The sequence below is a fragment of the Mycolicibacterium sp. XJ1819 genome (genome assembly GCF_053483675.1).
Genome location: NZ_JBEFST010000009.1, coordinates 123,546 through 148,013 on the forward strand (window position 1 = coordinate 123,546; position 24,468 = coordinate 148,013).

Here is a 24,468-nt window from a genome sequence, read left to right on the forward strand (position 1 = left end):
CTGCTATCGCGCGTGGCCGACGCGGCGTCGGGCTAGTCGTGCGGCGTCGTCGCGTTCCGGCCCGCAACGCCCCGCGACGCCGCGGCCCGACGTCTCGTTGGACCGAAAAGCCATGTGTGTGAACGGTTGCGGCCACCTGTCTAGCCCGGCCCGTCGCCGGCCGCGGCCAGCAGCGGCACCACCACATCGCTGATCGGCGTGTCCAAGCCGTGTGCGGCGGCCTTGCGCGCGATGACACCGTTGCGGATGTCCCATTCCAGCGGCCGGCCCGCCTCCCGATCGGTCAACATGGAGGTGGTCAAGTCTTCAGGCGCCTGGGCGAGCATGTCGACGATCTCGTCGATCACCCCGTCGCCCAGGGTGGCGCCGTCGGCCCGCGCCACGGCCAGACACTCGGCGAGGTAGCGCCGCGCCAACTGCGCCACATCGTCGCGGCGGAACATCCCGGACCGCCGACCCGTCAGCACCATCAGCCCCACCACCGCGTTGACCAGTAGCTTGTGCCAGGCCGCGGTGAGGAAGTCCGGGTCCAGTGCCACGCTGATACCGGCGGGACCGAACAGTTCGGCGAGCCTCGAGGCCGCGTCGCTGACCGGCAGCACCAAGCGCACACCGGTGCGCAGGCGCACCCAGCCCTGCGGCACCGTCTCCGCCGAGATCCAGATGGCCGCGGGCACCACGGTCGCGGTGGGGCAGAACGGGCCCACCCGCTCGACCTGTTCGACGCCGTTCTGCAGCGCGCACACCACGGTCTCGTCGCCGCACAGCGGGCTCAGCCACGGCCCGGCCTGCGCGTTCTGGGTGTCCTTGACGGCGAACAACACCACGTCGACGGGTTCGGTGACGGCCGTCGGATCGGTCAGCACCGGACCCGGAACCACGATGGGATCTCCGTCGTCGGGCCTGACCTCGATCGATTCGCGGGCGGTGCGCCCGCACAGCGTCACCGCATGACCCGCGGCGTACAACAGGGCCGCGACGGTCGAGCCGATGGCGCCGGGGCCGACGAGCGCGATCCGAGTACCCACGAACGCCAAACTACCGGCGCGATGGCCCCCTCTACACTTGGTCAATAGTTCCCGTCGGGCTATTTCAGGAGTTTGAGTGCTGCGCAGTCACGCCGCCGGTTCTTTGCGGCCCACCGACGTCGCCCAGAAGGTGACGCTGGCCGGCTGGGTGGCGCGTCGCCGTGACCACGGCGGGGTCATCTTCATCGATCTGCGCGACGCGAGCGGGGTGACGCAGGTCGTGTTCCGCGACAGCGACGTGCTCGCCGAAGCGCACCGACTGCGCGCCGAGTACTGCATCGCCGTCGACGGGATCGTCGAGATCCGGCCCGAAGGCAACGCCAACCCTGAAATCCCCACCGGCGAAATAGAAGTCAACGCGACATCGCTGACCGTGCTGGGGGAGTGCGCGCCGCTGCCGTTCCAGCTCGACGAGCAGGCCGGTGAGGAAGCCCGGCTGAAGTACCGCTACCTCGACCTGCGCCGAGACGGCCCCGGCGGCGCGATTCGGTTGCGCTCCAAGGTCAGTGCGACCGCCCGCGAGGTGCTCGAGCGCCACGACTTCGTCGAGATCGAGACGCCGACGATGACCCGCTCGACACCGGAGGGCGCCCGCGACTTCCTGGTCCCCGCGCGCCTGCAGCCGGGCAGCTTCTACGCACTTCCGCAGAGCCCGCAGCTGTTCAAGCAGTTGCTGATGGTCGCGGGTATGGAGCGCTACTACCAGATCGCACGCTGCTATCGCGACGAGGATTTCCGCGCCGACCGCCAACCCGAGTTCACCCAGCTCGACATGGAGATGAGCTTCGTCGACGCCGAGGACGTGATCGCGATCTCCGAGGAGATCATCGCGGCACTGTGGCGGCTGATCGGCTACGAGGTGCCGCTGCCGCTTCCGCGGATGACGTATGCCGACGCCATGCGGCGGTTCGGCTCCGACAAGCCGGACCTGCGCTTCGGCCTCGAGCTCGTCGAGTGCACGGAGTTCTTCGCCGACACGCCCTTTCGGGTGTTCCAGGCGCCCTACGTCGGCGCGGTGGTCATGCCCGGCGGGGCGTCACAGCCGCGCCGCACGCTCGATGCGTGGCAGGACTTCGCCAAGCAGCGCGGTCATCGCGGGTTGGCCTACGTATTGGTCGGCGACGACGGAACACTGAGCGGACCGGTCGCCAAGAACCTGTCCGATGCCGAACGGGATGGTCTGGCCGGGCACGTCGGCGCCGGCCCCGGCGACTGCATCTTCTTCTCGGCGGGCCCGGCGCGCTCGTCGCGGGCGCTGCTGGGCGCGGTGCGCATCGAGATCGCCAAGCGGCAGGACCTGATCGACCCGCAGGCGTGGGCCTTCACCTGGGTGGTGGACCCGCCGCTGTTCGAACCCGTCGACGAAGCCGCCTCGCACGGCGACGTCGCGGTCGGGTCCGGCGCGTGGACCGCGGTGCACCACGCCTTCACCGCGCCCAAACCGGAGTTCGAGGCCACCATCGAGTCCGATCCCGGCGCCGTGCTCGGCGACGCCTACGACGTGGTGTGCAACGGCAACGAGATCGGCGGCGGCTCGATTCGTATCCATCGCCGCGACGTCCAGGAGCGGGTGTTCGCGGTCATGGGTCTGGACCAGGCCGAGGCCGAGGAGAAGTTCGGGTTCCTGTTGGAGGCGTTCACGTTCGGTGCGCCGCCGCACGGCGGTATCGCGTTCGGCTGGGATCGGATCACCGCGCTGTTGGCAGGCACGGACTCGATCCGCGAGGTGATCGCGTTTCCGAAGTCCGGTGGCGGGGTGGACCCGCTGACCGGCGCGCCGGCGCCCATCACCGCCAAGCAGCGCAAGGAATCCGGCATCGACGCCAAGCCCGCCAAGCCCGCGGAATAATCGCGGTGCCCACGCCGGTTGACCGAGCGTGACCGAAATACCTGATCTCAAGAATTTCAATGCCGAGATCGTCGACGAGTTCCGCGCCAACAGCGGCAAAGTCGGCGGTCCGTTCGAGGGCGCGGCGCTGTTGTTGCTGACGACCACGGGCGCCAAATCCGGACAGCGGCGGCTGTCGCCGCTTGCCTATTTCACCGTCGACGACAAGGTCTACATCGTCGGCTCCAACGGCGGCGCGGATCGCGCACCGGCCTGGGTGCACAACCTTCGCGCTGACCCGCGGGCGTTCGTGGAGGTCGGTACGACCGACGGCGTCAGCGGCTACGACGTGACCGCCCGCGAGTTGCCCGGCGCGGAGCGCGACGCGGTGTTCCCGAAGATCGTCGCGCAGGCTCCGGGCTTCGGCGAATACCAGGCCAACACCCGCCGGACCCTGCCGCTGTTCGAACTCCAGAAAGTTTGACTTGTGTGCGTTTTGGAGCGGTGAGCGCTGCACAACGCACACAAACCGCTACAGGCGTTCGATGATCGTCGCGTTGGCCATACCGCCGGCCTCGCACATCGTCTGCAGACCGTAGCGGCCGCCACGCTGTTGCAGCGCGTTGACCATCGTGGCCATGATGCGTGCCCCGCTGGCGCCCAGCGGGTGGCCGATCGCGATCGCCCCGCCGTTGACGTTCGTCTTGGCCAGATCGGCGCCGGTGTCCTGCGCCCACGCCAGCACGACGGGGGCGAACGCCTCGTTGACCTCGAACACGTCGATGTCGGCGATGCTCAGCCCGGCCCTGCGCAGCACCTTCTCGGTCGCCGGGATCACACCGGTCAGCATGTACAGCGGATCGGAGCCGACGACGGTCGTGGTGTGGATCCGCGCGAGCGGGCGCAGCCCCAGTCGCCTTGCCGTCTCGCCACTGGTGATCAGTACCGCCGCGCTGCCGTCGGACAGCGGCGACGAGTTGCCCGCGGTGATCTGCCAGCTGATCTGCGGGAACCGCTGCTGGTAGGCGGGGTCGTAGAAGGCGGGCTTGAGCGCCGCCAACGTGTCAACCGTCGTCCCGGGACGGATGATCTCGTCGGTGGCCAGCCCGGCGATCGGGGCCAACTCGTTGTCGAACCGCCCCTCTTTCGTTGCGGTGGCGGCCTTCTCGTGGCTGTCCGCCGAGAACTCGTCGAGTTGCTGCCGGGAGAAGCCCCAGCGCGCAGTGATCAGCTCGGCGCTGATCCCCTGCGGCACAAGGCCGTCGGGATACCGTCGGGCCATCTGGCCGAACGGGTCGGCACCGGGTAGCACGCTCGAGCCCATCGGTACCCGGCCCATCGACTCGACGCCCGCGGCGATCGCGATGTCGTAGGCGCCAGAGATCACGCCCTGCGCGGCGAAGCTGACGGCCTGCTGGCTGCTGCCGCACTGACGGTCGACGGTCGTCGCCGGCACACTCTCGGGGAAGTTCGCGGCCAGCACCGCATTGCGGGCAATGTTGACCGCCTGGTCACCGACCTGGGTGACGGCCCCGGCGATGACGTCGTCGACCTGTGCGGGGTCGACGCCGGTGCGGGCGAGCAGTTCGGTGAGGCTGTGCGCGAGGAGGTCGACAGGAAGCACGTCGTGCAGTGCGCCGCCGGCTTTGCCCTTTCCGATCGGGGTGCGTACCGCTCCGACGATGACCGCGTCGCGGTCCGAGAATGTCGCCACATCTGCCTCCACGCTGAGTAGGGTTATCTATACTCAGGCTACACCTGGGTATAGTTTGGGCAACTCAGCAAGGGGGTGATCTCGGTGACAGTGCTCCAGGGCCCGCTGGCCGACCGCGACGCGTGGTCGGCGGTGGGGAAGTGCCCGATCGAGAAGACGATGGCGCTGCTGGGCGCCAAGTCGGCGATGCTGATCATGCGCGAGGCCTACTACGGCACCACCCGGTTCGACGACTTCTGGCGCCGCGTCGGGGTGACCAAGGCCGCGGCGGCCGTACGGCTGTCCGAACTGGTCGACGCCGGTCTGCTGGAACGCCGCCCCTACCGCGAACCGGGGCAGCGCCGCCGCGACGAGTACGTGCTGACCGAGGCCGGCTTGGACTTCATGCCCGTGGTGTGGGCGATGTTCGAGTGGGGCCGGCGGCACCTGGCCGCCACGCCGTTGCGGCTCTCTCATGCCGACTGCGGCGCTGAAGCAACCGTGGAGATCCGCTGCGCGAAGGGCCATCAGGTGGGGCCGGACGAACTGGCCGTCCGACTGGCCAAGCGCCGAACGTCAAATTGACGGCGAACTTTCGGCGAGTTTTGGAACACAAGCTCACGTTCGGCGCAGATTGCCGGCGATGACCCTACGATCACGCCGTGTCTGATCGCTATGGCTCCGATGTTCTGTCCAGCAACCCGCACCGCAAACCCCGCCGCTCCATCGAGGTGCCGGTGGAGATCGGCATGGTCGTCGAGGACGCCCAGACCGGCTACGTGGGCGCGGTGGTCCGCGTCGAGTACGGCCGGATGGAACTCGAGGACCGGCACGGCCGGCGCAAGCCGTTTCCGGTCGGGCCCGGATACCTCGTCGACGGCCGGCCCGTGATCCTCACCCCGCCGCGGCGACAGGCGCCCAAGTCCACGCGCACCGCGTCGGGTTCGGTCGCGGTGACGGGCATGCGCGCGAAGGTCGCGCTGGCCAGCCGCATCTATGTCGAAGGCCGCCACGACGCCGAACTCGTCGAGCAGGTGTGGGGCGACGATCTGCGGGTCGAGGGCGTCGTCGTCGAACACCTCGGCGGCATCGACGACCTTGCGGCGATCGTGGCCGATTTCCGCCCGGGACCGGGGCGGCGGCTGGGCGTGCTGGTCGACCATCTGGTGGCCGGGTCGAAGGAAGCCCGCATCGCCGAGACCGTGCGCGGCGGGCCGGGCGGGGCGCACACGCTGGTCGTCGGTCACCCGTTCATCGACATCTGGCAGGCGGTCAAGCCGGCCCGGCTGGGCATGTCGGCGTGGCCGGTGATCCCGAAGGGTGTGGACTGGAAGAAGGGCGTGTGCTCTGCGTTGGGCTGGCCGCACACCGGGCAGGCCGACGTCGCGCGGGCGTGGCAGCGCATTCGGGGCCGGGTGCGGGACTGGACCGACCTCGAACCGGCGCTGATCGGCCGCGTCGAGGAGTTGATCGACTTCGTGACCGCCGCCGAGTCGTGAGCACGTGGTAAGCAGAGAGCGTGTCCGACGGTCTGTTTGACGTCCCCGGTGAACCGCCCGTGACGGCGGGTGGGCCCGCCGGGGCCTCAACGCCGCTGGCGGTGCGGATGCGACCGGCCGGCCTCGACGAGGTCGTCGGCCAGGATCATCTGCTGCAGCCCGGCTCGCCGCTGCGGCGGCTGGTCGAGGGCTCCGGCGCGGCGTCGGTCATCCTCTATGGGCCGCCGGGCACCGGCAAGACCACGCTGGCGTCGCTGATCTCGCAGGCCACCGGTCGCCGGTTCGAGGCGCTGTCGGCTTTGTCGGCCGGCGTCAAGGAAGTGCGCGCGGTGATCGACGTCGCGCGGCGCGCGGCCGCCCACGGCGAACAGACCGTGCTGTTCATCGACGAGGTGCACAGGTTTTCCAAGACGCAGCAGGACGCGCTGCTGTCGGCGGTGGAGAACCGGATCGTGCTGCTGGTGGCGGCCACCACCGAGAATCCGTCGTTCTCGGTGGTCGCTCCGTTGCTGTCGCGGTCGCTGATCCTGCAGTTGCAGCCGCTGACCGCCGACGACGTCCGCACCGTCGTACGCCGAGCCATCGACGATCCGCGCGGTTTCGGCGGCAAGGTGAAGGTGACCGACGAGGCCGTCGACCTGCTCGCACAGCTGTCGGCAGGCGATGCCCGCCGCGCGCTGACCGCGCTGGAGGTGGCCGCCGAGGCCGGCGAGGAGGTGTCGGTCGACACCATCGAACAGTCGCTGGACCAGGCCGCCGTCCGCTACGACCGCGACGGCGACCAGCACTTCGACGTCATCAGCGCGTTCATCAAGTCGATCCGCGGTTCCGACGTCGACGCCGCCCTGCACTACCTGGCCCGCATGCTGACCGCGGGGGAGGACCCGCGCTTCGTCGCGCGCCGGCTGATGATTCTGGCCAGCGAGGACATCGGGATGGCCGACCCGACGGCGCTGCTGACCGCGGTGGCCGCGGCCCAGACCGTGCAGTTGATCGGCATGCCCGAGGCGCAACTCACGCTGGCCCACGCCACCGTCCACTTGGCCACCGCGCCGAAGTCCAACGCCGTGACCACCGCGCTCGGCGCGGCGATGGGCGACATCAAGGCGGGCAAGGCCGGTCTGGTGCCCGCCCACCTGCGCGACGGGCACTACTCCGGGGCCACCAAGCTGGGCAACGCGGTCGGATACAAATACAGCCACGACGACCCCGACGGCGTTGTCGCCCAGCAGTATCCGCCCGACGAACTCGTCGGGGTGGACTATTACCGGCCGACCAATCGCGGAGCCGAACGGGAGATCGCCGGGCGCCTGGACAAGCTGCGCGCCATCATCCGCCGCAACCGCTGATCCGCGAGACGTACGTTAGCGAGGCGGCTTCTCGCACTTCTTCTCGACAACGTGCGTTTCGCGTGCGGGGCGGTCCCGGCCGGAGGGGGGAACCGGCCGGGACCGCGAGGGTGGCGGGCTATCGCAAAAGCCCCGAGCGCCTGCCGCCCGTCAACCCGGTGCGCCGCCGCCCCATCAGCGCGGCCACCAACGCCACGCCCACCGCGGCAACGAGGACCTGCACCAGCAGTTCCAGCCAGTCCACGCCGCTGGTGGCGGTGGGGATGCCCAGCGCCCTGGCGATGGCGGTACCGATGAACGCGGACACAATGCCGACAAGGATGGTGACGAGCATGCCGATCGACTGCCTGCCCGGCACGAGCAGGCGGCCCAGAACGCCGACGACAATGCCGATGAGAATCGCGGTGATCACGCTGGTGATGGTCATGCTGCCCTCCAGGTTTCGAGCGGTCACCGTGGCGTACCCGGCCGCCCGCGTAAATAAACGCCGGCGTAAATGCGGGGTGCTCGTAGGCTCGAAGGCGTGAAATCCGATGTACTCGACGTCGACACGTCCCGGCGCCGCACGGTCGACCTCACCGACGCGGTGCGCGAGTTCTGCGCCGACCGCGGTGACGGCCTGTGCAACGTCTTCGTCCCGCACGCCACCGCGGGGGTGGCGGTCATCGAGACCGGGTCGGGGAGCGACGACGACCTCGTCGACACCCTCGAACGACTGCTGCCGCGCGACGACCGGTACCGCCACGCCCACGGCTCTCCCGGGCACGGAGCCGACCATGTGCTGCCCGCGTTGGTGTCGCCGTCGGTGACGGTGCCCGTCCAGGACGGCAAGCCGCTTCTGGGTACCTGGCAGAGCATCGTGCTGGTGGACCTCAACGAGGACAATCCACAACGCAAGGTGCGGTTGAGCTTCGTGTCGGGGTAGCCCGGCACTGATCGCCGCGCCGGTTCGTTGTCTTTTCGACGCGCCAATCGCGACCGGTACTGTAGTGCGGTCGATTGATCACAGGAAACCGAAGAACCACAACACCGACGAGGACAGCAGGAACGTGCAGACACACGAGATCAGGAGGCGGTTCCTCGATCATTTCGTGACTCAGGGCCATACCGAGGTACCCAGTGCCTCGGTGATCCTCGACGACCCGAATCTGCTGTTCGTCAACGCCGGCATGGTGCAGTTCGTGCCTTACTTCGTCGGGCAGCGCACCCCGCCGTTCAAGCGGGCGTGCAGCATTCAGAAATGCATCCGCACGCCCGACATCGACGAGGTCGGCATCACCACCCGGCACAACACGTTCTTCCAGATGGCCGGCAACTTCTCGTTCGGCGACTACTTCAAGCGCGGCGCCATCGAGCTGGCCTGGTCGCTGCTGACCAAGCCCGTCAACGACGGCGGTTACGGGTTCGATCCGGAAAAGATCTGGGCGACAGTCTATCTCGACGACGACGAGGCAGCCGAGCTATGGCAGGAGGTTGCGGGCCTGCCCGCCGAGCGTATTCAGCGCCGCGGGATGGCCGACAACTACTGGTCGATGGGCATCCCCGGACCGTGCGGCCCGTCCTCGGAGATCTACTACGACCGCGGTCCCGAGTACGGCGTCGACGGCGGTCCGGTGGCCAACGAGGACCGCTATATCGAGATCTGGAACCTCGTGTTCATGCAGAACGAGCGCGGTGAAGGCACCTCCAAGGAGGATTTCGAGATCCTGGGGCCGCTGCCGCGCAAGAACATCGACACCGGCATGGGCGTCGAGCGGGTGGCCTGCCTGCTGCAGGGCGTCGACAACGTCTACGAGACCGACCTGCTGCGCCCGGTGATCGACACCGTGGCCGCGGTGGCGCCGCGCGGGTACGGGCAGGGCAGTCACGACGACGACGTGCGCTACCGCGTCATCGCCGATCACAGTCGCACCGCGGTGATCCTGATCGGCGACGGGGTGAGCCCGGGCAACGACGGCCGCGGCTACGTGCTGCGCCGGTTGCTGCGCCGCGTGATCCGCTCGGCGAAGCTGCTCGGCATCGACGGCCCGATCGTCGGTGACCTGGTGACCACGGTGCGCGACGCGATGGGCCCGTCGTATCCGGAACTGGTCGACGACTTCGACCGCATCCACCGCATCGCGGTCGCCGAGGAGACGGCGTTCAACCGCACCCTGGCGTCGGGTTCCAAGCTGTTCGAGGAGGCCGCCGGCGCGACGAAGGCCTCGGGCTCCTCGACGTTGTCGGGCAGCGACGCGTTCACCCTGCACGACACCTACGGTTTCCCGCTGGAGCTGACGCTGGAGATGGCCGCCGAGGCGGGCCTGTCCGTCGACGAGGAGGGCTTCCGCGACCTGATGGCCCAGCAGCGCGAGCGCGCGAAGGCCGACGCCGCGGCGCGTAAGCAAGCCCATTCGGATCTGTCGGCGTACCGCGAGCTGATCGACGCGGGCCCGACGGAGTTCACCGGCTTCGACGAGTTGACCTCTGAGGCAAGGGTTCTCGGTATCTTCGTCGACGGTGTCCGAGTTCCGGTGGTAACGCGTTCCGGCAACGGTGCGGCGCCGGAGCGCGTCGAGATCGTGCTGGACCGCTCGCCGTTCTACGCCGAGTCGGGCGGACAGATCGCCGACGAGGGCACCATCACGGGCACCGGCGCCTCCGGTTCGGCCAGGGCGACCGTCACCGACGTGCAGAAGATTGCCAAGACGCTGTGGGCACATCGCGTCACCGTCGAGTCCGGTGAGTTCGTCGAGGGCGACTCGGTGGTGGCCGCGGTCGACCCGCGGTGGCGTCGTGGCGCGACGCAGGGCCACTCCGGCACGCACATGGTGCACGCCGCGTTGCGAGAAGTACTGGGGCCCAACGCCGTTCAGGCCGGATCGCTGAACCGGCCGGGTTATCTGCGGTTCGACTTCAACTGGCAGGGCGCACTGTCAGAGGAGCAGCGCACCCAGATCGAAGAGGTCACCAACGAGGCGGTCGAGGCCGACTACGAGGTGCACAGCTTCACCACCGAACTCGACAAGGCCAAGGAGATGGGCGCGCTGGCGCTGTTCGGCGAGTCCTATCCCGAGCAGGTCCGGGTGGTCGAGATCGGCGGGCCGTTCTCGCTGGAGTTGTGCGGCGGCACCCACGTCGAGCATTCCGCACAGATCGGGCCGGTGACGATCCTGGGCGAGTCGTCGGTGGGCTCGGGGGTCCGCCGGGTCGAGGCCTACGTCGGCCTGCAGTCGTTCCGCCACCTGGCCAAGGAACGCGCGCTGATGGCGGGCCTGGCGTCGTCGCTGAAGGTGCCGTCCGAGGAGGTCCCCGCCCGGGTGGCCAACCTCGTCGAGAGGCTGCGCGAGGCCGAGAAGGAACTCGAACGGGTGCGGCTGGCCAACGCCAGGGCCGCGGCGGCCAACGCCGCCGCGGGCGCAGAGACGATCGGCAAGGTGCGCGTGGTCGCGCAGCGGATGGCCGCGGGCATGTCGGCGGGTGATCTGCGCACGCTCGCCGGTGACATCAAGGGCAGGCTGGGCAGCGATCCGGCGGTGGTCGCGCTCATCGCCGAGGGCGACAACGACGCGGTCCCGTTCGTGGTGGCGGTGAACGCGGCCGCCCAGGACCTCGGATTGAGCGCCAACGATCTGGTCAAGGTGTTGGGTGCGCCGGTCAACGGCCGCGGGGGCGGCAAGGCCGATATCGCGCAGGGCTCGGGTAAGGGGGCGGCGGGCATCGACGCGGCATTGGCCGCGCTGCGCGCAGAGCTGAGCCGGAGCTGACAGGTGACCAAGACCGACGACCGTTCGCCGGACCGGCCGGGCAGTTCCCTGACTCCGCCCGACCCCGGCCGCGGACCTCGGCTCGGTATCGACGTGGGCAGTGTGCGTATCGGGGTGGCCGGCAGCGATCCCGACGGCATCCTCGCGACGCCTGTCGAAACCGTGCCGCGGGACCGTAGAAAGGGCTCCGATCGGCATATCCGCAGGCTGGCCGCGCTGGTAGCGGAGCTGGGCGTCGTCGAGGTGGTGGTGGGCCTGCCCCGCACGCTGGCCGACCGGTCCGGTTCGGCGGTCGAGGACGCCGTCGCCGTGGCCGACCAACTGGCCGCGCGCATCGCGCCGGTCCCGGTCCGGCTGGCCGACGAGCGGCTCACCACGGTCATCGCACAGCGCGCGCTGCGCGATGCCGGTGTGCGCGCCAAGGGCCAACGGTCGGTGATCGACCAGGCCGCCGCGGTCGGCATACTGCAGAACTGGCTGGACCAGCGACGCGCAGCGTCGACCGGGCAGCCAGAGGTCGGAGAGGTCGGGAATGGCTGACGACTGGGGCAGGGAGCGCGTCGATCCGGTGGCCGTCGGGCCGCCGCGGCGCCGGATGAGCCGCGCCGATCGGATCCGCGAGCAACGCAGCCACCGTCAGCGTCGCACGGTCAGCGGCCTGGCGATCGCGCTGCTGATCGTCGTGGTCGTCGGCGCGGTGTTCCTGGGCTCAAAACTGTGGCATTCGGTGTTCGGCACCGGCAGCGACTACACCGGCGCCGGAGTCAGCGATGTGGTGATCCAGGTCCACGACGGCGACTCCACCACCGCGATCGGCCAGACGCTGCGCGATCACAATGTGGTGGCCACGGTCAGCGCGTTCGTCGACGCCGCGCAGGGCAACAACGCGATCTCGGCGATCCAGCCCGGCTTCTACAAAGTGCGCACCGAGATTCCGGCCGCCAATGCCGTTGAGCGGCTGGCCGATCCGCAGAACCGGGTGGGCAAGCTGGTGATCCCCGAGGGTCGACAACTCGACGACCTTCAGGACGTCAAGACCCACGCCATCACCGACGGCATCTTCAGCCTCATCTCCCGCTCGACCTGTGTGAGCCTCGACGGCACCCGCAAGTGCGTGTCCCCGGACGATCTGAAGGCCGTGGCGAGCACGGCCGATCCCGCGTCGCTGTCGGTGCCGGAGTGGGCGCTCGACGCGGTCAGCGCACTCGGCGACGACCACCGTCGTCTGGAGGGGCTGATCGCGCCCGGTACCTGGAACATCGATCCGTCGGCCGCGCCGCGGGACATCCTGGCGACGCTGATCGGCGCCAGCGCAACGCAATACGCCCAGGGCGGGTTGTTGGACGCCGCGGCGGCGACGAACTTGTCGCCCTACGAGATCCTCACCGTCGGTTCGTTGGTGCAACGCGAATCCACGCCCGAGGACTTCAGCAAGGTCGCGCGGGTCATCTACAACCGGTTGGCCGAGAACCGCACACTGGAGTTCGACTCCACCGTCAACTATCCACTGGACCGCATCGAGGTCGCCACCACCGACAACGACCGGGCCCAGCACACGTCGTGGAACACCTATGTGCGGCCGGGCCTTCCGGCCACGCCGATCTGCTCACCCGGGGCGCCCGCGCTGGCCGCGGCCGAACGGCCCGCGCCCGGTGACTGGCTGTACTTCGTCACCATCGACATGCAGGGCACCACCTTGTTCACCCGGGACTACGAGCAGCACCTGGCGAGCATCGAGTTGGCCAGACGCAACGGTGTCCTCGATTCCGCGCGATGAGCGCGGCCCGTAAGGCCGCGGTGCTGGGCTCACCGATCGCCCATTCCCGCTCGCCGCAGCTGCATCTGGCGGCCTACCGCGCGTTGGGCCTGGACGGTTGGACGTATGACCGCATCGAGTGCACCGCCGCGCAATTACCCGCTGTGGTCGGCGGTTTCGGGCCGGAATGGGTCGGCGTCTCGGTGACCATGCCCGGCAAGTTCGCGGCGTTGCGGTTCGCCGACGAGCGCACCGCCCGTGCGGACCTGGTCGGCTCGGCCAACACGCTGGTGCGCTCGGCGTCGGGCTGGCGCGCGGACAACACCGACATCGATGGGGTCACCGGCGCACTCGGCCGGGCCTCTGGTCGCGCGGTCGTGCTGGGCTCGGGTGGTACCGCCCCGGCGGTGGTCGTCGGGCTGGCCGAACTCGGAGTGGGCGACATCGTGGTGGCCGCGCGCAACCGCGACAAAGCCCGGCCGCTTGTCGAGTTGGGGCCACGGCTGGGCGTCGACGTGCGGTGGGTCGCGCTGGGCACCGCGGTGCACGACGCCGATGTCGTGGTCAACACCATCCCGGCCGAGGTGGCGGCGCAGTTCGCCGACACGGTGACGGGCGCCCGCGTGCTGCTCGACGCGATCTACGACCCGTGGCCCACCCCGCTGGCGGCGGCGGTGCAGGCCGCGGGCGGGCGGGTGATCAGCGGTTTGCAGATGCTGCTGCACCAGGCGTTCGCACAGGTCGAGCAGTTCACCGGGATGCCTGCCCCCAAAGAGGCGATGAGAGCGGCGCTGGGCTGACGTTAGCCTTCGATGATGGGGGCGGGTGCGGCCTGCGTCGCTGTGCTGATCTGGCTTGCGGCGCTGAGCATCTACGACGTGCGAGACCGTCGGCTGCCGAACTGGTTGACGCTGCCGGGCGCCGTCGCGGTCCTCGCCGGCGCCGCCCTGGCCGGGCGCGGAGTGCCCGCGTTGGCGGGCGGCGGCGCGCTGCTCGGGATCTATCTGGTGGTGCATCTGATGGCGCCGGCGGCGATGGGCGCCGGTGACGTCAAGCTGGCGCTCGGCTTGGGCGCGTTGACAGGGGCGTTCGGCGTCGACGTGTGGGCGCTGTCGGCGATCGCTGCGCCTGTGCTGACGGCGGGCGCCGCTCTGCTCGGCCGGTCCGGTGCCGTGCCACACGGCCCGTCGATGTGCGCGGCGGCGGTCGCGTCGATCCTGTTGGTTCTGCTCTGACGCTATTGCATACTTAGGGTAGGTTAGTACATACTGCAAGTATGCAAATTGATCTGGAAGCTATCTCCGAGCGCTATTTCGCCGCCTGGGCCGCCCACGACCCCGACGCGATCGCCGCGCTGCACACCGTCGACACCCAGTTCTGGATGCACCTCGGCGACGACCCCGTGGTCGGCCGCGACGCGGTGCGCGCCGCGTTCGCGGGCATCTTCGCCCAGTTCCCTGATCTGACCTGGGAGACCTACCGCGTGCTCTACGGCCGCGATCACTGGATCCTGGACTGGGCGTTGATCTCCGGCGACATCCGGTTCGACTGCCTCGACGTGGTCAACGTCTCCGCCGACGGTCTGGTCACCCGCAAGGACACGTTCGTCGACTCGGTGCAGTTGCAGGCGGCGTTGGCGGGGCGCTCATGACCGCGGCCGCAGCCGTCGACCAGTTACCGCACGTCACCGCGTTGCCGGTCGAGCACCTCTTCGACATGCACGTCGATCTTTCTCCCGCGCAACCGATCCCGACACCGGTGGGCGCTCGACTGACGTTCATCACCACCGGCGGTGGTATCGACGGACCGGCACTGCGCGGTGAACTGCTCCCCGGCGGCGGCGACTGGCTGTTGGCCGGCGACGACGGCGTCGGCAGGGTCGACGTGCGCGCGACCATCCGCACCCACGACGGCGCGCTGATCCACTTCGCGGCGCTCGGCATCGTCAAGATCCCCGCCGACGGACTCGATCGGCTCGCAGCGGGGCACGTGCTGCCCTACGAGGAGACCTATGTGCGGACCACGCCACGGTTCGAGACCGCCGACGAGCGCTACGCATGGCTCAGCGAGGTGGTCGCGGTCGGTTACAACATCCTGTCGCCCAACCACATCGACTATCGCATCTACCGGGTGTTGTGAACGCCATCGCGATCATGGCGTGAGTGCGGGCTATCGTCGGGCGGTGGCGACAAAGGCGGGCAGGCGCACGCAGGCCGAGCGGACCGAGGCGACCACCGCCGCGCTGCTGACCGCGGCGCGGCACCTGTTCGCCCGCGACGGTTTCGAGGCGACGTCGCTGGATGCCGTCGCGGCCCGCGCCGAGGTCACCAAGGGTGCGGTCTATCACCACTTCGAGGGCAAACGGCAACTGTTCGAGGCGGTGTTCACCCGTGAGGTGGCCCGGGTGGCCGGGCCGCTGGCGGCGACCTACGCCCGCAGCGCCGACCCGTGGGAGGGGTTCGCGGCCGCCTGCCGCGCCTTCCTCGACGAGTGCCTGGACCCCGAACTGCAACGGATCATGCTGCTCGACGCCCCGGCGGCGATCGGATGGGACGACGTGCGACGCGCGGAGGCTCCGCTGCTGGAGATGATGGAACTCGGCATCACCCGGGCCATTGACGCCGGCCGGATCGCGCCGCGCCCGCCGGGCCCGCTGGCCCGGTTCCTCTACGGCGCACTGTGTGAGACCGCGATGGTGGTCGCGCGCGCCGAGGACCAGAACACCGCCCATCGCGAGGCGGTGGCCGAGATCAACCGCGTCCTGGACGGTTTGTGTGCGTTCGAGAGCGGTACGCGCACCTAAACGCACACAAATCGCATGAGAGAATGGGACGCGTGTTGCGATGGACTACTGCTGGTGAATCCCACGGCCGCGCGTTGGTGGCCGTGGTCGAGGGCATGGTCGCCGGCGTCCACGTCACCTCCGAGGACATCGCCGCCCAACTCGCCCGGCGCCGCCTGGGCTACGGCCGCGGCGCCCGGATGAAGTTCGAGCAGGACCAGGTCACTGTGCTCGCCGGGGTGCGACACGGCGTCACGCTGGGCGGGCCGATCGCGGTCGAGGTGGGCAACACCGAGTGGCCGAAATGGGAGACCGTGATGTCGCCCGATCCCGTCGACCCCGCCGAGTTGGAGGAGTCCGCGCGCAACGCCCCGCTGACCCGGCCGCGGCCCGGCCACGCCGACTACGCGGGCATGCTCAAATACGGTTTCGACGATGCGCGCCCGGTGCTCGAGCGTGCCAGCGCCCGCGAGACCGCGGCCCGGGTGGCCGCAGGCACCGTCGCCAAGGCCTTCCTCAAGCAGGCGCTCGGCGTGGACGTGCTCTCCCACGTCATCTCGATCGGCGCGTCGGATCCCTATGACGGGCCGCCGCCGCGGTTCGCCGATCTCGCCGCGATCGACGCCAGCCCGGTACGGGCCTTCGCCGAGGGGGCGGAGAAGTCGATGATCACCGAGATCGAGGCCGCCAAGAAGGACGGCGACACCCTCGGTGGTGTGGTGGAGGTGGTGGCTCACGGGTTGCCCGTCGGGCTGGGGTCGTTCACCAGCGGCGACAGCAAACTCGACAGCCAATTGGCCGGCGCGGTGATGGGCATCCAGGCGATCAAGGGCGTCGAGATCGGCGACGGCTTCGAGACCGCCCGCCGCCGCGGCAGCGTCGCGCACGACGAGATCTACCCGGGCCCCGATGGCGTCACGCGATCGACCAACCGGGCCGGCGGGCTGGAAGGCGGCATGACCAACGGTCAGCCGCTGCGGGTGCGCGCGGCGATGAAGCCGATCTCCACGGTGCCGCGGGCACTGGCCACCGTCGACATGTCCACCGGCGACGAGGCCGTCGCGATCCACCAGCGCTCCGATGTGTGCGCGGTGCCCGCCGCCGGAGTGGTGGTCGAGACCATGGTGGCGCTGGTGCTGGCGCGGGCCGCACTGCAGAAGTTCGGCGGCGACTCGCTGGCCGAGACGCGCGCCAACATCGACAACTACCTGCGGGCGGTGCGCGCGAGGGAGCCCTCCGCGGGCCCGGTTCAGGCGTCGGGCTGATGGCTCCCAGGGCGGTGCTGGTCGGACTCCCGGGGTCGGGTAAGTCGACGATCGGGCGCAGGCTGGCCAAAGCGCTGAACCTCGCGCTGCTGGACACCGATGTCGCGATCGAGGAGAAGACCGGCCGCACCATCGCCGACATCTTCGCCACCGACGGCGAAGCGGAGTTCCGCCGCATCGAGGAGGAGGTCATCCGGTCCGCCCTGGCCGCCCATGACGGCGTGCTGTCGCTGGGGGGCGGGGCGGTGATCACACCGGGGGTCCGGGACGCACTGGTCGGCCACACCGTCATCTACCTGGAGATCAGCGCCGCCGAAGGGGTGCGCCGCACCAGCGGCCCCACCGTCCGGCCGCTGCTGGCCGGCGGTGACCGCGGCGAGAAGTTCAAAGAGCTGATGACCCAACGTGTTCCGCTCTATCAGCAGGTGGCCACCATGCGGGTCAACACCAACCGCCGCAATCCGGGGGCGGTGGTGCGACACATCGTCGAACTGTTGGAGAACCCGCAGGCGCCCCCGGCGCCGGGGCAGAGCCGGCGCAGGCGTCGGCGCCGCCGCCCGTCGTGGCGCCGGTCGCCGACGACGTTGACGGCGGGTCCCAGCACCGATGCGCCACCGTCTCCCGCCACGCTTGCGGCCAAGAAAGGGTCGGGCAGCCATGAGTGAACCGGTGACCGTCGAGGTACTCGTCGATCCGCCGTATCCCGTCGTCATCGGCCGCGGGCTGCTCGGCGAACTCGAGCAGCTCCTCGGTGACCGACACAAGGTCGCCGTCCTGCATCAGCCGGTGCTGGCCCAGACCGCCGAAGTCATCCGGAAGGCGTTGAGCGACAAGGGCGTCGACGCGCACCGCATCGAACTGCCCGATGCCGAGGCCGGCAAGGACTTGCCGGTCGTCGGATTCATCTGGGAAGTGTTGGGCCGCATCGGAGTGGGCCGAAAGGACGCGATCGTCAGCCTCGGCGGGGGAGCGGCCACCGACGTGGCCGGCTTCGCCGCCGCCACCTGGCTGCGTGGCGTCGACATCGTGCACGTGCCCACCACACTGCTCGGCATGGTCGACGCCGCGGTGGGCGGCAAGACCGGCATCAACACCGACGCGGGCAAGAATCTGGTCGGAGCGTTCCATCAACCCAGCGCGGTGCTCGTCGACCTCGCCACGCTGGAAACGTTGCCGCGCAACGAACTTGTCGCGGGCATGGCCGAAATCGTCAAGGCGGGCTTCATCTGGGACCCGGCGATCCTCGACCTGATCGAGGCCGACCCCGAGGCTGCGCTCGACCCGTCGGGCACCGTGCTGGCCGAACTGGTCCGGCGCGCGATCGTCGTCAAGGCCGAGGTGGTGGCGGCCGACGAGAAGGAATCGCAGCTGCGCGAGATCCTCAACTACGGCCACACGCTCGCGCACGCCATCGAGCGCAGGGAGCGCTACCAGTGGCGGCACGGCGCCGCGGTGTCGGTGGGTCTGGTGTACGCCGCCGCGCTGGGCAGGGCGACCGGCCGACTCGACGACGCTACCGCTGACCGGCACCGAAACATCCTGGCCGGACTGGGATTACCCGTCGGCTATGACGCCGACGCACTGCCGCAACTGCTGGAGTACATGGCGGGGGACAAGAAGACCCGCGCCGGGGTGCTGCGGTTCGTGGTGCTCGACGGGCTGGCCAAACCCGGCCGCCTGGAGGGGCCGGACCCCGCCCTGCTGGCCGCGGCCTACTCGGAGATCGCGGCGGTGACGCGATGAGCCCGTCGACCGTGCTCGTGCTCAACGGCCCGAACCTGGGCAGGCTGGGCCGGCGCGAACCCGAGATCTACGGCAGCACCACCCATGACGACCTGGTTGCCCTCCTCAAACGCGAAGCCGACCGGCTTGGTTTGAAAGCCGTGGTGCGGCAGAGCGACAGCGAGGCCGAGCTGCTGGGTTGGATTCACGCCGCGGCCGACGCGGCCGACCCGGTGATCCTCAACGCCGGTGCGCTGACCCACACCTCGGTGGCGCTGCGGGATGCGTGCGCGGAGTTGCGGGCCCCGCTGATCGAGGTGCACATCTCCAACGTGCACAAGCGCGAGGAGTTCCGCCACCAGTCCTATGTCAGTGCGGTCGCGACCGGTGTGATCGTCGGCCTCGGGGTGCAGGGATACGTGCTGGCCCTGCGATACCTGGCCGGAGCGGACTAGCTACTCGACGCGCCGGGTGTCGTCGTCGGCGCCCGGCTGGCTGACGGCGGCGAACACGTCGGTGTCGGCGCGCTCCTCGTCACCGGAGCGGTGCAGGTGCGGCATCTGGTCGGTCTTGCGGTCGACGAGCCAGCGGCCCAGCGCGACGCCCGCGATGGCCAGCAGGAACACCAGCAGCGCGGTGAAGGCCGCGAACGTGGTGAGCTCGTTGACCAGCGCCTCGACGTAGAGGCTCTTGTAGAACAGCGAGATGAACCAGGCCACGGCGCCGCTGACCACACCGGCGAACAGGCCGGCGAGCAGCCACGTCATCGCCAGGTCGCCGCGCCGGTCCGGGTCGGGGTTGGCCCTGGCGTCCGAGCGGCCGTCGCTGATTCCCCACAGGAACGCCGCGACGGCGAACAGCACCACCAGGATCACGCTGATCAGACCCGCCTTGGTTTCCCACGCGTTGATCATCGCTCCCTGCAGTAATCGCACGATCACCATCAGGGCCGCGAACACCAGTCCGCGCAGCAACCACTTACTCATGGGGCAACACCTTAGCGAGTAGCGTCATCGACCGTGACTATTTCACAGCGCCGGGAGCGGCTGCGCCAGAGGTTGGCCGCCGCCGACCTGGCCGCCATGCTGGTGTCGGACCTGGTCAATGTGCGCTATCTGTCCGGATTCACCGGGTCCAACGCGGCGCTGTTGATTCGCGCCGACGGAGAAACGCCGGTATTGGCCACCGACGGGCGCTACCGCACGCAGGCCGCCGAGCAGGTGCCCGACGCCGAGATCGTCATCGAACGGGCGTGTGGGCCGCACCTGGTGGCCCGCGCCGCCGCCGAGCGGATCGGTCGGCTGGGCTTCGAAAGCCACGTGGTGACCGTCGACGCGTTCGCGGCGCTCACCAAGGCCGCAGGCGACGGCGCCGAACTGGTGCGCGCGTCGGGCACCGTGGAGGCGCTGCGCGAGGTCAAGGACGCCGGTGAGATCGCGCTGCTGCGGCTGGCGTGTGAGGCCGCCGACGCGGCGCTGAACGATCTGGTCGCGCGCGGCGGGCTGCGACCGGGGCGCACCGAGAAGCAGGTGGCCCGCGAGTTGGAGTGGCTGATGTTCGAGCACGGCGCCGACGGCGTCTCGTTCGAGACGATCGTGGCCGCCGGGCCGCACTCGGCGATACCGCACCACCGGCCCACCGACGCCGTGCTGAACGCGGGTGACTTCGTCAAGATCGACTTCGGGGCCCTGGTGTCGGGCTATCACTCCGACATGACGCGGACCTTCGTGTTGGGGTCGGCCGCGCAGTGGCAGCGCGACCTCTACGAGCTGGTCGCCACCGCGCAGGCGGCCGGCCGCGCTGCGCTGCAGCCCGGTATCGCGATCAAGGACGTCGACGCCGCGTCGCGGCAGGTCATCGCCGACGCCGGCTACGGCGACAACTTCAACCACGGGCTCGGCCACGGCGTCGGCCTGCAGATCCACGAAGCGCCCGGAATCAACGCGACCTCCGCCGGTACACTGCTTGCTGGCTCCACGGTGACCGTGGAACCCGGTGTTTATCTGCCCGACCGCGGCGGTGTCCGGATCGAGGACACGCTCGTCGTGGCGGGCTCCCGAGACGGCACCTCAGACTTGCTCACCCGGTTCCCCAAGGAGCTGGCCATCCTCTGAACAGGAGACACAACCGACCGTGGCAACGACCGCCGACTTCAAGAACGGGCTCGTCCTCCAGATCGACGGGCAACTGTGGCAGATCATCGAGTTCCAGCACGTCAAGCCCGGCAAGGGCCCCGCATTCGTGCGCACCAAGCTCAAGAACGTGGTGTCGGGCAAGACCGTCGACAAGACCTACAACGCCGGCGTCAAGGTGGACACCGCCACCGTGGACCGCCGCGACGCCACCTACTTGTACCGCGACGGGTCCGAGTTCGTGTTCATGGACTCCGAGAACTACGAGCAGCACCACCTGCCCGAGTCGATGGTCGGTGACGCCGCCAAGTTCCTGCTGGAAAGCCTGCCGGTGCAGATCGCGTTCCACGAGGGCACCCCGCTGTACCTGGAACTGCCGGTGACCGTCGAACTCGAGGTCACCCACACCGATCCGGGACTCCAGGGTGACCGGTCGAGCGCGGGCACCAAGCCCGCCACCGTCGAGACCGGCGCCGAGATCCAGGTCCCGCTGTTCATCAACACCGGCGACAAGCTGAAGGTGGACTCCCGCGACGGCAGCTATCTCGGTCGTGTGAATGCCTGATCGGAATGGCTGATCGTCGCGGCGATCGCGGCCGGCACCAGGCCCGCAAACGCGCCGTGGACCTGCTTTTCGAGGCCGAGGCCCGCGGGGTGACCCCGGCCGAGATCGCGGAGGCACGAAACGCCTTGGCGGAGAAGGCCTCCGATGTGTCGCCGCTGAACCCCTACACGGTCACGGTGGCGCGTGGGGTGACCGAGCACGGCGAGCACATCGACGACCTCATCTCGGCGCACCTGCAGGGCTGGACGCTGGACCGGTTGCCCGCGGTCGACCGCGCGGTGCTGCGGGTGGCGGTGTGGGAGTTGCTGCACGCCGACGACGTGCCGGGGCCGGTGGCCGTCGACGAGGCGGTGGAACTGGCCAAACAGTTGTCCACCGACGACTCACCGGGTTTCGTCAACGGGGTGCTCGGCCAGGTGATGCTGGTGACGCCGCAGATCCGGGCGGCCGCGCAGGCGGTGCAGGGATCCGGCGCAGGCCCCGCCGTCGACAGGGACAGCGACGAGCAGTAGTCCGGTTCTCGCCGTCACCGCGGCGCGGACTGCCGCGAGGCCTTTTGGCCGTCGGATATGTGACCAATGGCACCGGAATCGCCGGCGGATGACACCTAACGTCTGACCTGTAGTGGTCCACGCCGACGGTATCTCGAAGGAGAGGTGTCAAATGACCGCTTCGCCAAGGCATCACGGCATCGTTGTCGGGGTCGACGGGTCTGCTCCCGCCAAACTGGCCGTTGAGTGGGCGGCGCGTGAAGCTTCATCGCGCAAGCTCCCGCTGACACTCATCCACGTCATTCAGTCGCCGATGGTGCAGATGTGGCCTGAGGTACCCACGCCTCCTGAATTGGTTGCGCTACAAGAGAAGAATGGTCATGCCATCTTGCGTGAGGCCGCCAGGACTGCCCAGGATACTGCCGGCGATTCGGCGATCGAGGTGAAGACCGAGCTGATCACGGCCGGCGCGCTGCCCACTCTGATCGACGTGTCCAAAGAGGCCGAGATGATCGTGGTGGGGTGCCGCGGATTGGGGCCAATCCGCCGTCGCTTGCTGGGATCGTTGAGTGCGGGTCTTATTCGCCACGCCAGCTGTCCCGTCGCCGTGATCCACAACGAGACGCCGCAGAGGCCGGGGAACGCAGAGGCTCCGGTCGTTGTCGGCATCGATGGTTCGCCCGCCTCGGAGCTGGCGACGGCGATCGCCTTTGACGCGGCCGCGCGTCGCGGTGTGCCGCTGGTCGCGGTCCATGCCTGGAGCGACTTGGGGGTCGCCGAGCTGCCGGGGGTGGAATGGGCTGACGCGCAGACCGAAGCCGAGGAGGTCCTCGCCGAGCGGTTGGCGGGGTGGCAGGAACGCTATCCCGACGTCACCGTTCGACGACTCGTTGTGGTCGACCAGCCCGCGCGCCAACTGCTCGAGCAGTCTGAGACGGCACAACTCACGGTGGTCGGCAGCCACGGTCGCGGTGGTTTCGCCAGCATGTTGCTGGGCTCGGTCAGCACCGCGGTGGCGGAGTCGGCGCGTACTCCGGTGATCGTCGCGCGCCCAACGTGACGGCCCGTGCCGAGCTTGGCCAACAGGTCTTCTCGTCGAACGAGGACTGTTGTCCCCGCCGGTCTGGGACCTCCGGCCCTTCCGTCGCCTCCGCCGCAGACGGACGGTTGACACATGGAGCACTTGAGCGTCGTTGACGCGGGTTTTCTCGAAGCCGAGGATTCTGATCCGCATGTCAGCCTTGCTGTGGGCGGCCTATCGGTGATCGAAGGGCCGATGCCCGACGACGATTCGCTTCTCGCCGAAATGGGCGCGCGCATCCTTGCGATTCCCCGGTTCAGGCAACGCCTGCGCACGCACCGCCTCGATCTCGAGCCTCCGGAGTGGGTGGACGATCCCGACATCGACCTGACCTACCACCTGCACCGCGCCGCCCTTCCACACCCCGGCGATGACGCGGCGTTGTTCCGGTTTGTCGCCGAGGTCATGGAACGGCGACTGGAGCGTGAACGGCCTCTGTGGGAATGCTGGATCGTCGAAGGTCTGGCCGACGACCGGTGGGCGATCTTGATGAAGATCCACCACTGCATCGCCGACGGGATCGCCACGATGCACATGCTCTCGGCTCTCGCCGACGAGGGGGAGGGCGACACGTTCGCCTCTGAGATACGGGCGGCCCGCGCGCAACCCAACCGATCCAATCTCCTGCCCCGGTTGAGTCTCAACCCGCTTGACTGGGTGGGTGGGGCGTTGCGGGCCGCGGCCACGGTTCCCAGCGCAGCAGGCCTCGTGTTGGAAGGAACAGTCGAGCTCACCTCCAGCCTGTTGCGTCCGGCGGCGCCGTCCCCGTTCGTCGGCCCGCTGACCACCAGGCGACGGTACAGTGCGGTGCGCGTGTCCCTGGCTGACGTGGCCAAGGTTCAAGAGGCATTCGACGTCACGCTCAATGACGTTGCATTGGCGGCTATCACAGACAGCTTCCGGTCGGGTCTTCTTCGTCGCGGTGTGGAGCCCCGGCGCAACTCGCTGCCGACGCTGGTGCCGGTGTCGGTGCGGTCGAACGAGGCGATGAGTCAAGCCGACAATCGGGTCTCGGTGATGCTCCCGTATCTTCCCGTCGACAAGTCGGACCCGGTCGAGCAATTGCGGACAGTGCACGATCGGTTGACGACCGTGAAGGGCAGTGGTCAGCGCCAGGCATCGTCGGTATTCGTCGCCGCGACGAACGTCGTTCCTTTTCCCTTGACAGCTTGGGCCGTTCGTGCGTTGACTCGACTGCCACAGCGCGGAGTCGTGACACTCGCGACCAACGTGCCGGGTCCTCGCCACCGTATGCACATCATGGGCCGTAAAGTGTTGCGAATCTATCCGATTCCGCCGATCGCGGTTCAGCTGCGAACCGGTATCGCGATCCTGAGCCATACCGACGAACTCGTCTTCGGTATCACTGCGGACTACGAAGCGACACCGGACGTCGATGAACTCGCACGAGGCATCGAACAGGCCGTCGAGCGGTTGGCCGCGTTGAGTCGAAATGCCGACAGCTGGCCTGATGCCGCTCGAGGTCGTGACCGTCGGGGCGAACGACCGTCCTCACCCTTACGGCGGTGAC

The 24,468-nt window shown here is 69.1% G+C and carries 27 protein-coding genes; 23 read left to right on the forward strand and 4 right to left on the reverse strand.

Annotated elements, in window-relative coordinates:
- Positions 1 to 140 precede the first annotated feature (140 nt).
- Positions 141 to 1,028, reverse strand: coding sequence for an oxidoreductase (locus ABQE89_RS11805; RefSeq protein WP_448416614.1), 888 nt, complete (start codon positions 1,026 to 1,028; stop codon positions 141 to 143).
- Positions 1,029 to 1,104: 76 nt separating this feature from the next.
- On the opposite strand from ABQE89_RS11805, the gene aspS reads away from it, so the two are divergent.
- Together aspS and ABQE89_RS11815 are read left to right on the forward strand one after the other, a co-directional pair.
- Entirely contained in the window at positions 1,105 to 2,877 is a 1,773-nt protein-coding gene (aspS, locus tag ABQE89_RS11810) for an aspartate--tRNA ligase (protein ID WP_448416616.1), read from the forward strand.
- 28 nt (positions 2,878 to 2,905) lie between these two features.
- Positions 2,906 to 3,340 carry a nitroreductase family deazaflavin-dependent oxidoreductase gene (locus ABQE89_RS11815; protein ID WP_448416618.1) on the forward strand — a complete coding sequence of 145 codons (435 nt, stop codon included), beginning with the start codon at positions 2,906 to 2,908 and terminating at the stop codon, positions 3,338 to 3,340.
- 48 nt (positions 3,341 to 3,388) lie between these two features.
- On the opposite strand, the gene ABQE89_RS11820 is transcribed toward ABQE89_RS11815, so the two are convergent.
- A complete protein-coding gene (locus ABQE89_RS11820; RefSeq protein ID WP_448416782.1) occupies positions 3,389 to 4,570 on the reverse strand; it encodes a thiolase family protein in 1,182 nt (393 codons plus the stop codon).
- Between the two features lie 84 nt (positions 4,571 to 4,654).
- Here ABQE89_RS11820 and ABQE89_RS11825 point away from each other — a divergent pair, with 84 nt between their 5' ends.
- The 3 genes from ABQE89_RS11825 (at position 4,655) to ABQE89_RS11835 (ending at position 7,397) form a co-directional block, all read left to right on the forward strand.
- Positions 4,655 to 5,134 carry a winged helix-turn-helix transcriptional regulator gene (locus ABQE89_RS11825; RefSeq protein WP_448416620.1) on the forward strand — a complete coding sequence of 160 codons (480 nt, stop codon included), beginning with the start codon at positions 4,655 to 4,657 and terminating at the stop codon, positions 5,132 to 5,134.
- 77 nt (positions 5,135 to 5,211) lie between these two features.
- Positions 5,212 to 6,048, forward strand: a complete 837-nt coding sequence (locus ABQE89_RS11830) for a DUF3097 domain-containing protein (protein ID WP_448416622.1) — start codon at positions 5,212 to 5,214, stop codon at positions 6,046 to 6,048.
- Between the two features lie 20 nt (positions 6,049 to 6,068).
- Complete coding sequence (locus ABQE89_RS11835; RefSeq protein WP_448416624.1) at positions 6,069 to 7,397, forward strand: replication-associated recombination protein A; 1,329 nt, start codon at positions 6,069 to 6,071, stop codon at positions 7,395 to 7,397.
- 118 nt (positions 7,398 to 7,515) lie between these two features.
- Here ABQE89_RS11835 and ABQE89_RS11840 read toward each other — a convergent pair whose 3' ends face one another.
- Positions 7,516 to 7,824, reverse strand: a complete 309-nt coding sequence (locus ABQE89_RS11840; RefSeq protein ID WP_448416626.1) for a GlsB/YeaQ/YmgE family stress response membrane protein — start codon at positions 7,822 to 7,824, stop codon at positions 7,516 to 7,518.
- Positions 7,825 to 7,920: 96 nt separating this feature from the next.
- On the opposite strand from ABQE89_RS11840, the gene ABQE89_RS11845 reads away from it, so the two are divergent.
- The 13 genes from ABQE89_RS11845 to aroQ all read left to right on the forward strand — a co-directional run bounded on the left by ABQE89_RS11845 (position 7,921) and on the right by aroQ (position 19,123).
- Complete coding sequence (locus tag ABQE89_RS11845; RefSeq protein WP_448416628.1) at positions 7,921 to 8,322, forward strand: secondary thiamine-phosphate synthase enzyme YjbQ; 402 nt, start codon at positions 7,921 to 7,923, stop codon at positions 8,320 to 8,322.
- Positions 8,323 to 8,446: 124 nt separating this feature from the next.
- The gene (gene alaS, locus ABQE89_RS11850; RefSeq protein WP_448416630.1) at positions 8,447 to 11,143 is read left to right on the forward strand and encodes an alanine--tRNA ligase; all 2,697 of its coding nucleotides are present in this window, start codon (positions 8,447 to 8,449) and stop codon (positions 11,141 to 11,143) included.
- Between the two features lie 3 nt (positions 11,144 to 11,146).
- Positions 11,147 to 11,683, forward strand: a complete 537-nt coding sequence (ruvX, locus tag ABQE89_RS11855; protein ID WP_448416632.1) for a Holliday junction resolvase RuvX — start codon at positions 11,147 to 11,149, stop codon at positions 11,681 to 11,683.
- Complete coding sequence (locus ABQE89_RS11860) at positions 11,676 to 12,920, forward strand: endolytic transglycosylase MltG (RefSeq protein WP_448416634.1); 1,245 nt, start codon at positions 11,676 to 11,678, stop codon at positions 12,918 to 12,920. The genes ruvX and ABQE89_RS11860 overlap by 8 nt, the downstream gene beginning before the upstream one ends.
- Positions 12,917 to 13,699 (forward strand): shikimate dehydrogenase, encoded by a 783-nt coding sequence (locus tag ABQE89_RS11865; protein ID WP_448416636.1) that lies wholly within the window; start codon positions 12,917 to 12,919, stop codon positions 13,697 to 13,699. The genes ABQE89_RS11860 and ABQE89_RS11865 overlap by 4 nt, the downstream gene beginning before the upstream one ends.
- 15 nt (positions 13,700 to 13,714) lie before the next feature.
- Positions 13,715 to 14,134 carry a prepilin peptidase gene (locus ABQE89_RS11870; RefSeq protein ID WP_448416638.1) on the forward strand — a complete coding sequence of 140 codons (420 nt, stop codon included), beginning with the start codon at positions 13,715 to 13,717 and terminating at the stop codon, positions 14,132 to 14,134.
- Positions 14,135 to 14,175: 41 nt separating this feature from the next.
- The gene (locus ABQE89_RS11875; RefSeq protein WP_448416640.1) at positions 14,176 to 14,550 is read left to right on the forward strand and encodes a nuclear transport factor 2 family protein; all 375 of its coding nucleotides are present in this window, start codon (positions 14,176 to 14,178) and stop codon (positions 14,548 to 14,550) included.
- Positions 14,547 to 15,038 (forward strand): DUF3237 domain-containing protein, encoded by a 492-nt coding sequence (locus ABQE89_RS11880; RefSeq protein ID WP_448416642.1) that lies wholly within the window; start codon positions 14,547 to 14,549, stop codon positions 15,036 to 15,038. The genes ABQE89_RS11875 and ABQE89_RS11880 overlap by 4 nt, the downstream gene beginning before the upstream one ends.
- A 43-nt stretch (positions 15,039 to 15,081) precedes the next feature.
- Positions 15,082 to 15,702, forward strand: coding sequence for a TetR/AcrR family transcriptional regulator (locus ABQE89_RS11885; RefSeq protein ID WP_448416644.1), 621 nt, complete (start codon positions 15,082 to 15,084; stop codon positions 15,700 to 15,702).
- A gap of 32 nt (positions 15,703 to 15,734) precedes the next feature.
- A complete protein-coding gene (gene aroC / locus ABQE89_RS11890) occupies positions 15,735 to 16,946 on the forward strand; it encodes a chorismate synthase (protein ID WP_448416646.1) in 1,212 nt (403 codons plus the stop codon).
- Positions 16,946 to 17,611, forward strand: coding sequence for a shikimate kinase (locus ABQE89_RS11895; RefSeq protein WP_448416648.1), 666 nt, complete (start codon positions 16,946 to 16,948; stop codon positions 17,609 to 17,611). The genes aroC and ABQE89_RS11895 overlap by 1 nt, the downstream gene beginning before the upstream one ends.
- A complete protein-coding gene (gene aroB / locus ABQE89_RS11900) occupies positions 17,604 to 18,689 on the forward strand; it encodes a 3-dehydroquinate synthase (protein WP_448416650.1) in 1,086 nt (361 codons plus the stop codon). Before ABQE89_RS11895 ends, aroB begins: the two co-directional genes overlap by 8 nt.
- Positions 18,686 to 19,123: a type II 3-dehydroquinate dehydratase gene (gene aroQ / locus ABQE89_RS11905; RefSeq protein ID WP_448416652.1), complete on the forward strand. Its 438-nt coding sequence runs from the start codon at positions 18,686 to 18,688 to the stop codon at positions 19,121 to 19,123. The genes aroB and aroQ overlap by 4 nt, the downstream gene beginning before the upstream one ends.
- Here aroQ and ABQE89_RS11910 read toward each other — a convergent pair whose 3' ends face one another.
- Positions 19,124 to 19,654, reverse strand: coding sequence for a B-4DMT family transporter (locus tag ABQE89_RS11910; protein ID WP_448416654.1), 531 nt, complete (start codon positions 19,652 to 19,654; stop codon positions 19,124 to 19,126). It abuts the gene before it with no gap.
- Positions 19,655 to 19,687: 33 nt separating this feature from the next.
- On the opposite strand from ABQE89_RS11910, the gene ABQE89_RS11915 reads away from it, so the two are divergent.
- The 5 genes from ABQE89_RS11915 to ABQE89_RS11935 all read left to right on the forward strand — a co-directional run bounded on the left by ABQE89_RS11915 (position 19,688) and on the right by ABQE89_RS11935 (position 24,467).
- Positions 19,688 to 20,782 (forward strand): M24 family metallopeptidase, encoded by a 1,095-nt coding sequence (locus tag ABQE89_RS11915; protein ID WP_448416656.1) that lies wholly within the window; start codon positions 19,688 to 19,690, stop codon positions 20,780 to 20,782.
- 19 nt (positions 20,783 to 20,801) lie between these two features.
- On the forward strand, positions 20,802 to 21,365 hold the full coding sequence (gene efp, locus ABQE89_RS11920) for an elongation factor P (protein ID WP_448416658.1): 564 nt from the start codon (positions 20,802 to 20,804) through the stop codon (positions 21,363 to 21,365).
- Between the two features lie 5 nt (positions 21,366 to 21,370).
- Positions 21,371 to 21,877: a transcription antitermination factor NusB gene (gene nusB, locus ABQE89_RS11925; protein WP_448416660.1), complete on the forward strand. Its 507-nt coding sequence runs from the start codon at positions 21,371 to 21,373 to the stop codon at positions 21,875 to 21,877.
- A gap of 151 nt (positions 21,878 to 22,028) precedes the next feature.
- Positions 22,029 to 22,916 (forward strand): universal stress protein, encoded by an 888-nt coding sequence (locus ABQE89_RS11930; protein WP_448416662.1) that lies wholly within the window; start codon positions 22,029 to 22,031, stop codon positions 22,914 to 22,916.
- Positions 22,917 to 23,030: 114 nt separating this feature from the next.
- On the forward strand, positions 23,031 to 24,467 hold the full coding sequence (locus ABQE89_RS11935) for a WS/DGAT/MGAT family O-acyltransferase (protein ID WP_448416664.1): 1,437 nt from the start codon (positions 23,031 to 23,033) through the stop codon (positions 24,465 to 24,467).
- Position 24,468 lies beyond the last annotated feature (1 nt).

What these genes read in the sequence shown, in the direction of transcription:
- ABQE89_RS11840 (WP_448416626.1), bottom strand. Translation starts at nt 7,824, where the DNA reads ATGACCATCACCAGCGTGATCACCGCGATTCTCATCGGCATTGTCGTC.
- ABQE89_RS11860 (WP_448416634.1), top strand. Translation starts at nt 11,676, where the DNA reads ATGGCTGACGACTGGGGCAGGGAGCGCGTCGATCCGGTGGCCGTCGGG.
- ABQE89_RS11865 (WP_448416636.1), top strand. Translation starts at nt 12,917, where the DNA reads ATGAGCGCGGCCCGTAAGGCCGCGGTGCTGGGCTCACCGATCGCCCAT.
- ABQE89_RS11870 (WP_448416638.1), top strand. Translation starts at nt 13,715, where the DNA reads ATGGGGGCGGGTGCGGCCTGCGTCGCTGTGCTGATCTGGCTTGCGGCG.
- ABQE89_RS11875 (WP_448416640.1), top strand. Translation starts at nt 14,176, where the DNA reads ATGCAAATTGATCTGGAAGCTATCTCCGAGCGCTATTTCGCCGCCTGG.
- ABQE89_RS11880 (WP_448416642.1), top strand. Translation starts at nt 14,547, where the DNA reads ATGACCGCGGCCGCAGCCGTCGACCAGTTACCGCACGTCACCGCGTTG.
- ABQE89_RS11895 (WP_448416648.1), top strand. Translation starts at nt 16,946, where the DNA reads ATGGCTCCCAGGGCGGTGCTGGTCGGACTCCCGGGGTCGGGTAAGTCG.
- aroB (WP_448416650.1), top strand. Translation starts at nt 17,604, where the DNA reads ATGAGTGAACCGGTGACCGTCGAGGTACTCGTCGATCCGCCGTATCCC.
- aroQ (WP_448416652.1), top strand. Translation starts at nt 18,686, where the DNA reads ATGAGCCCGTCGACCGTGCTCGTGCTCAACGGCCCGAACCTGGGCAGG.
- ABQE89_RS11910 (WP_448416654.1), bottom strand. Translation starts at nt 19,654, where the DNA reads ATGAGTAAGTGGTTGCTGCGCGGACTGGTGTTCGCGGCCCTGATGGTG.
- nusB (WP_448416660.1), top strand. Translation starts at nt 21,371, where the DNA reads ATGGCTGATCGTCGCGGCGATCGCGGCCGGCACCAGGCCCGCAAACGC.
- ABQE89_RS11930 (WP_448416662.1), top strand. Translation starts at nt 22,029, where the DNA reads ATGACCGCTTCGCCAAGGCATCACGGCATCGTTGTCGGGGTCGACGGG.
- ABQE89_RS11935 (WP_448416664.1), top strand. Translation starts at nt 23,031, where the DNA reads ATGGAGCACTTGAGCGTCGTTGACGCGGGTTTTCTCGAAGCCGAGGAT.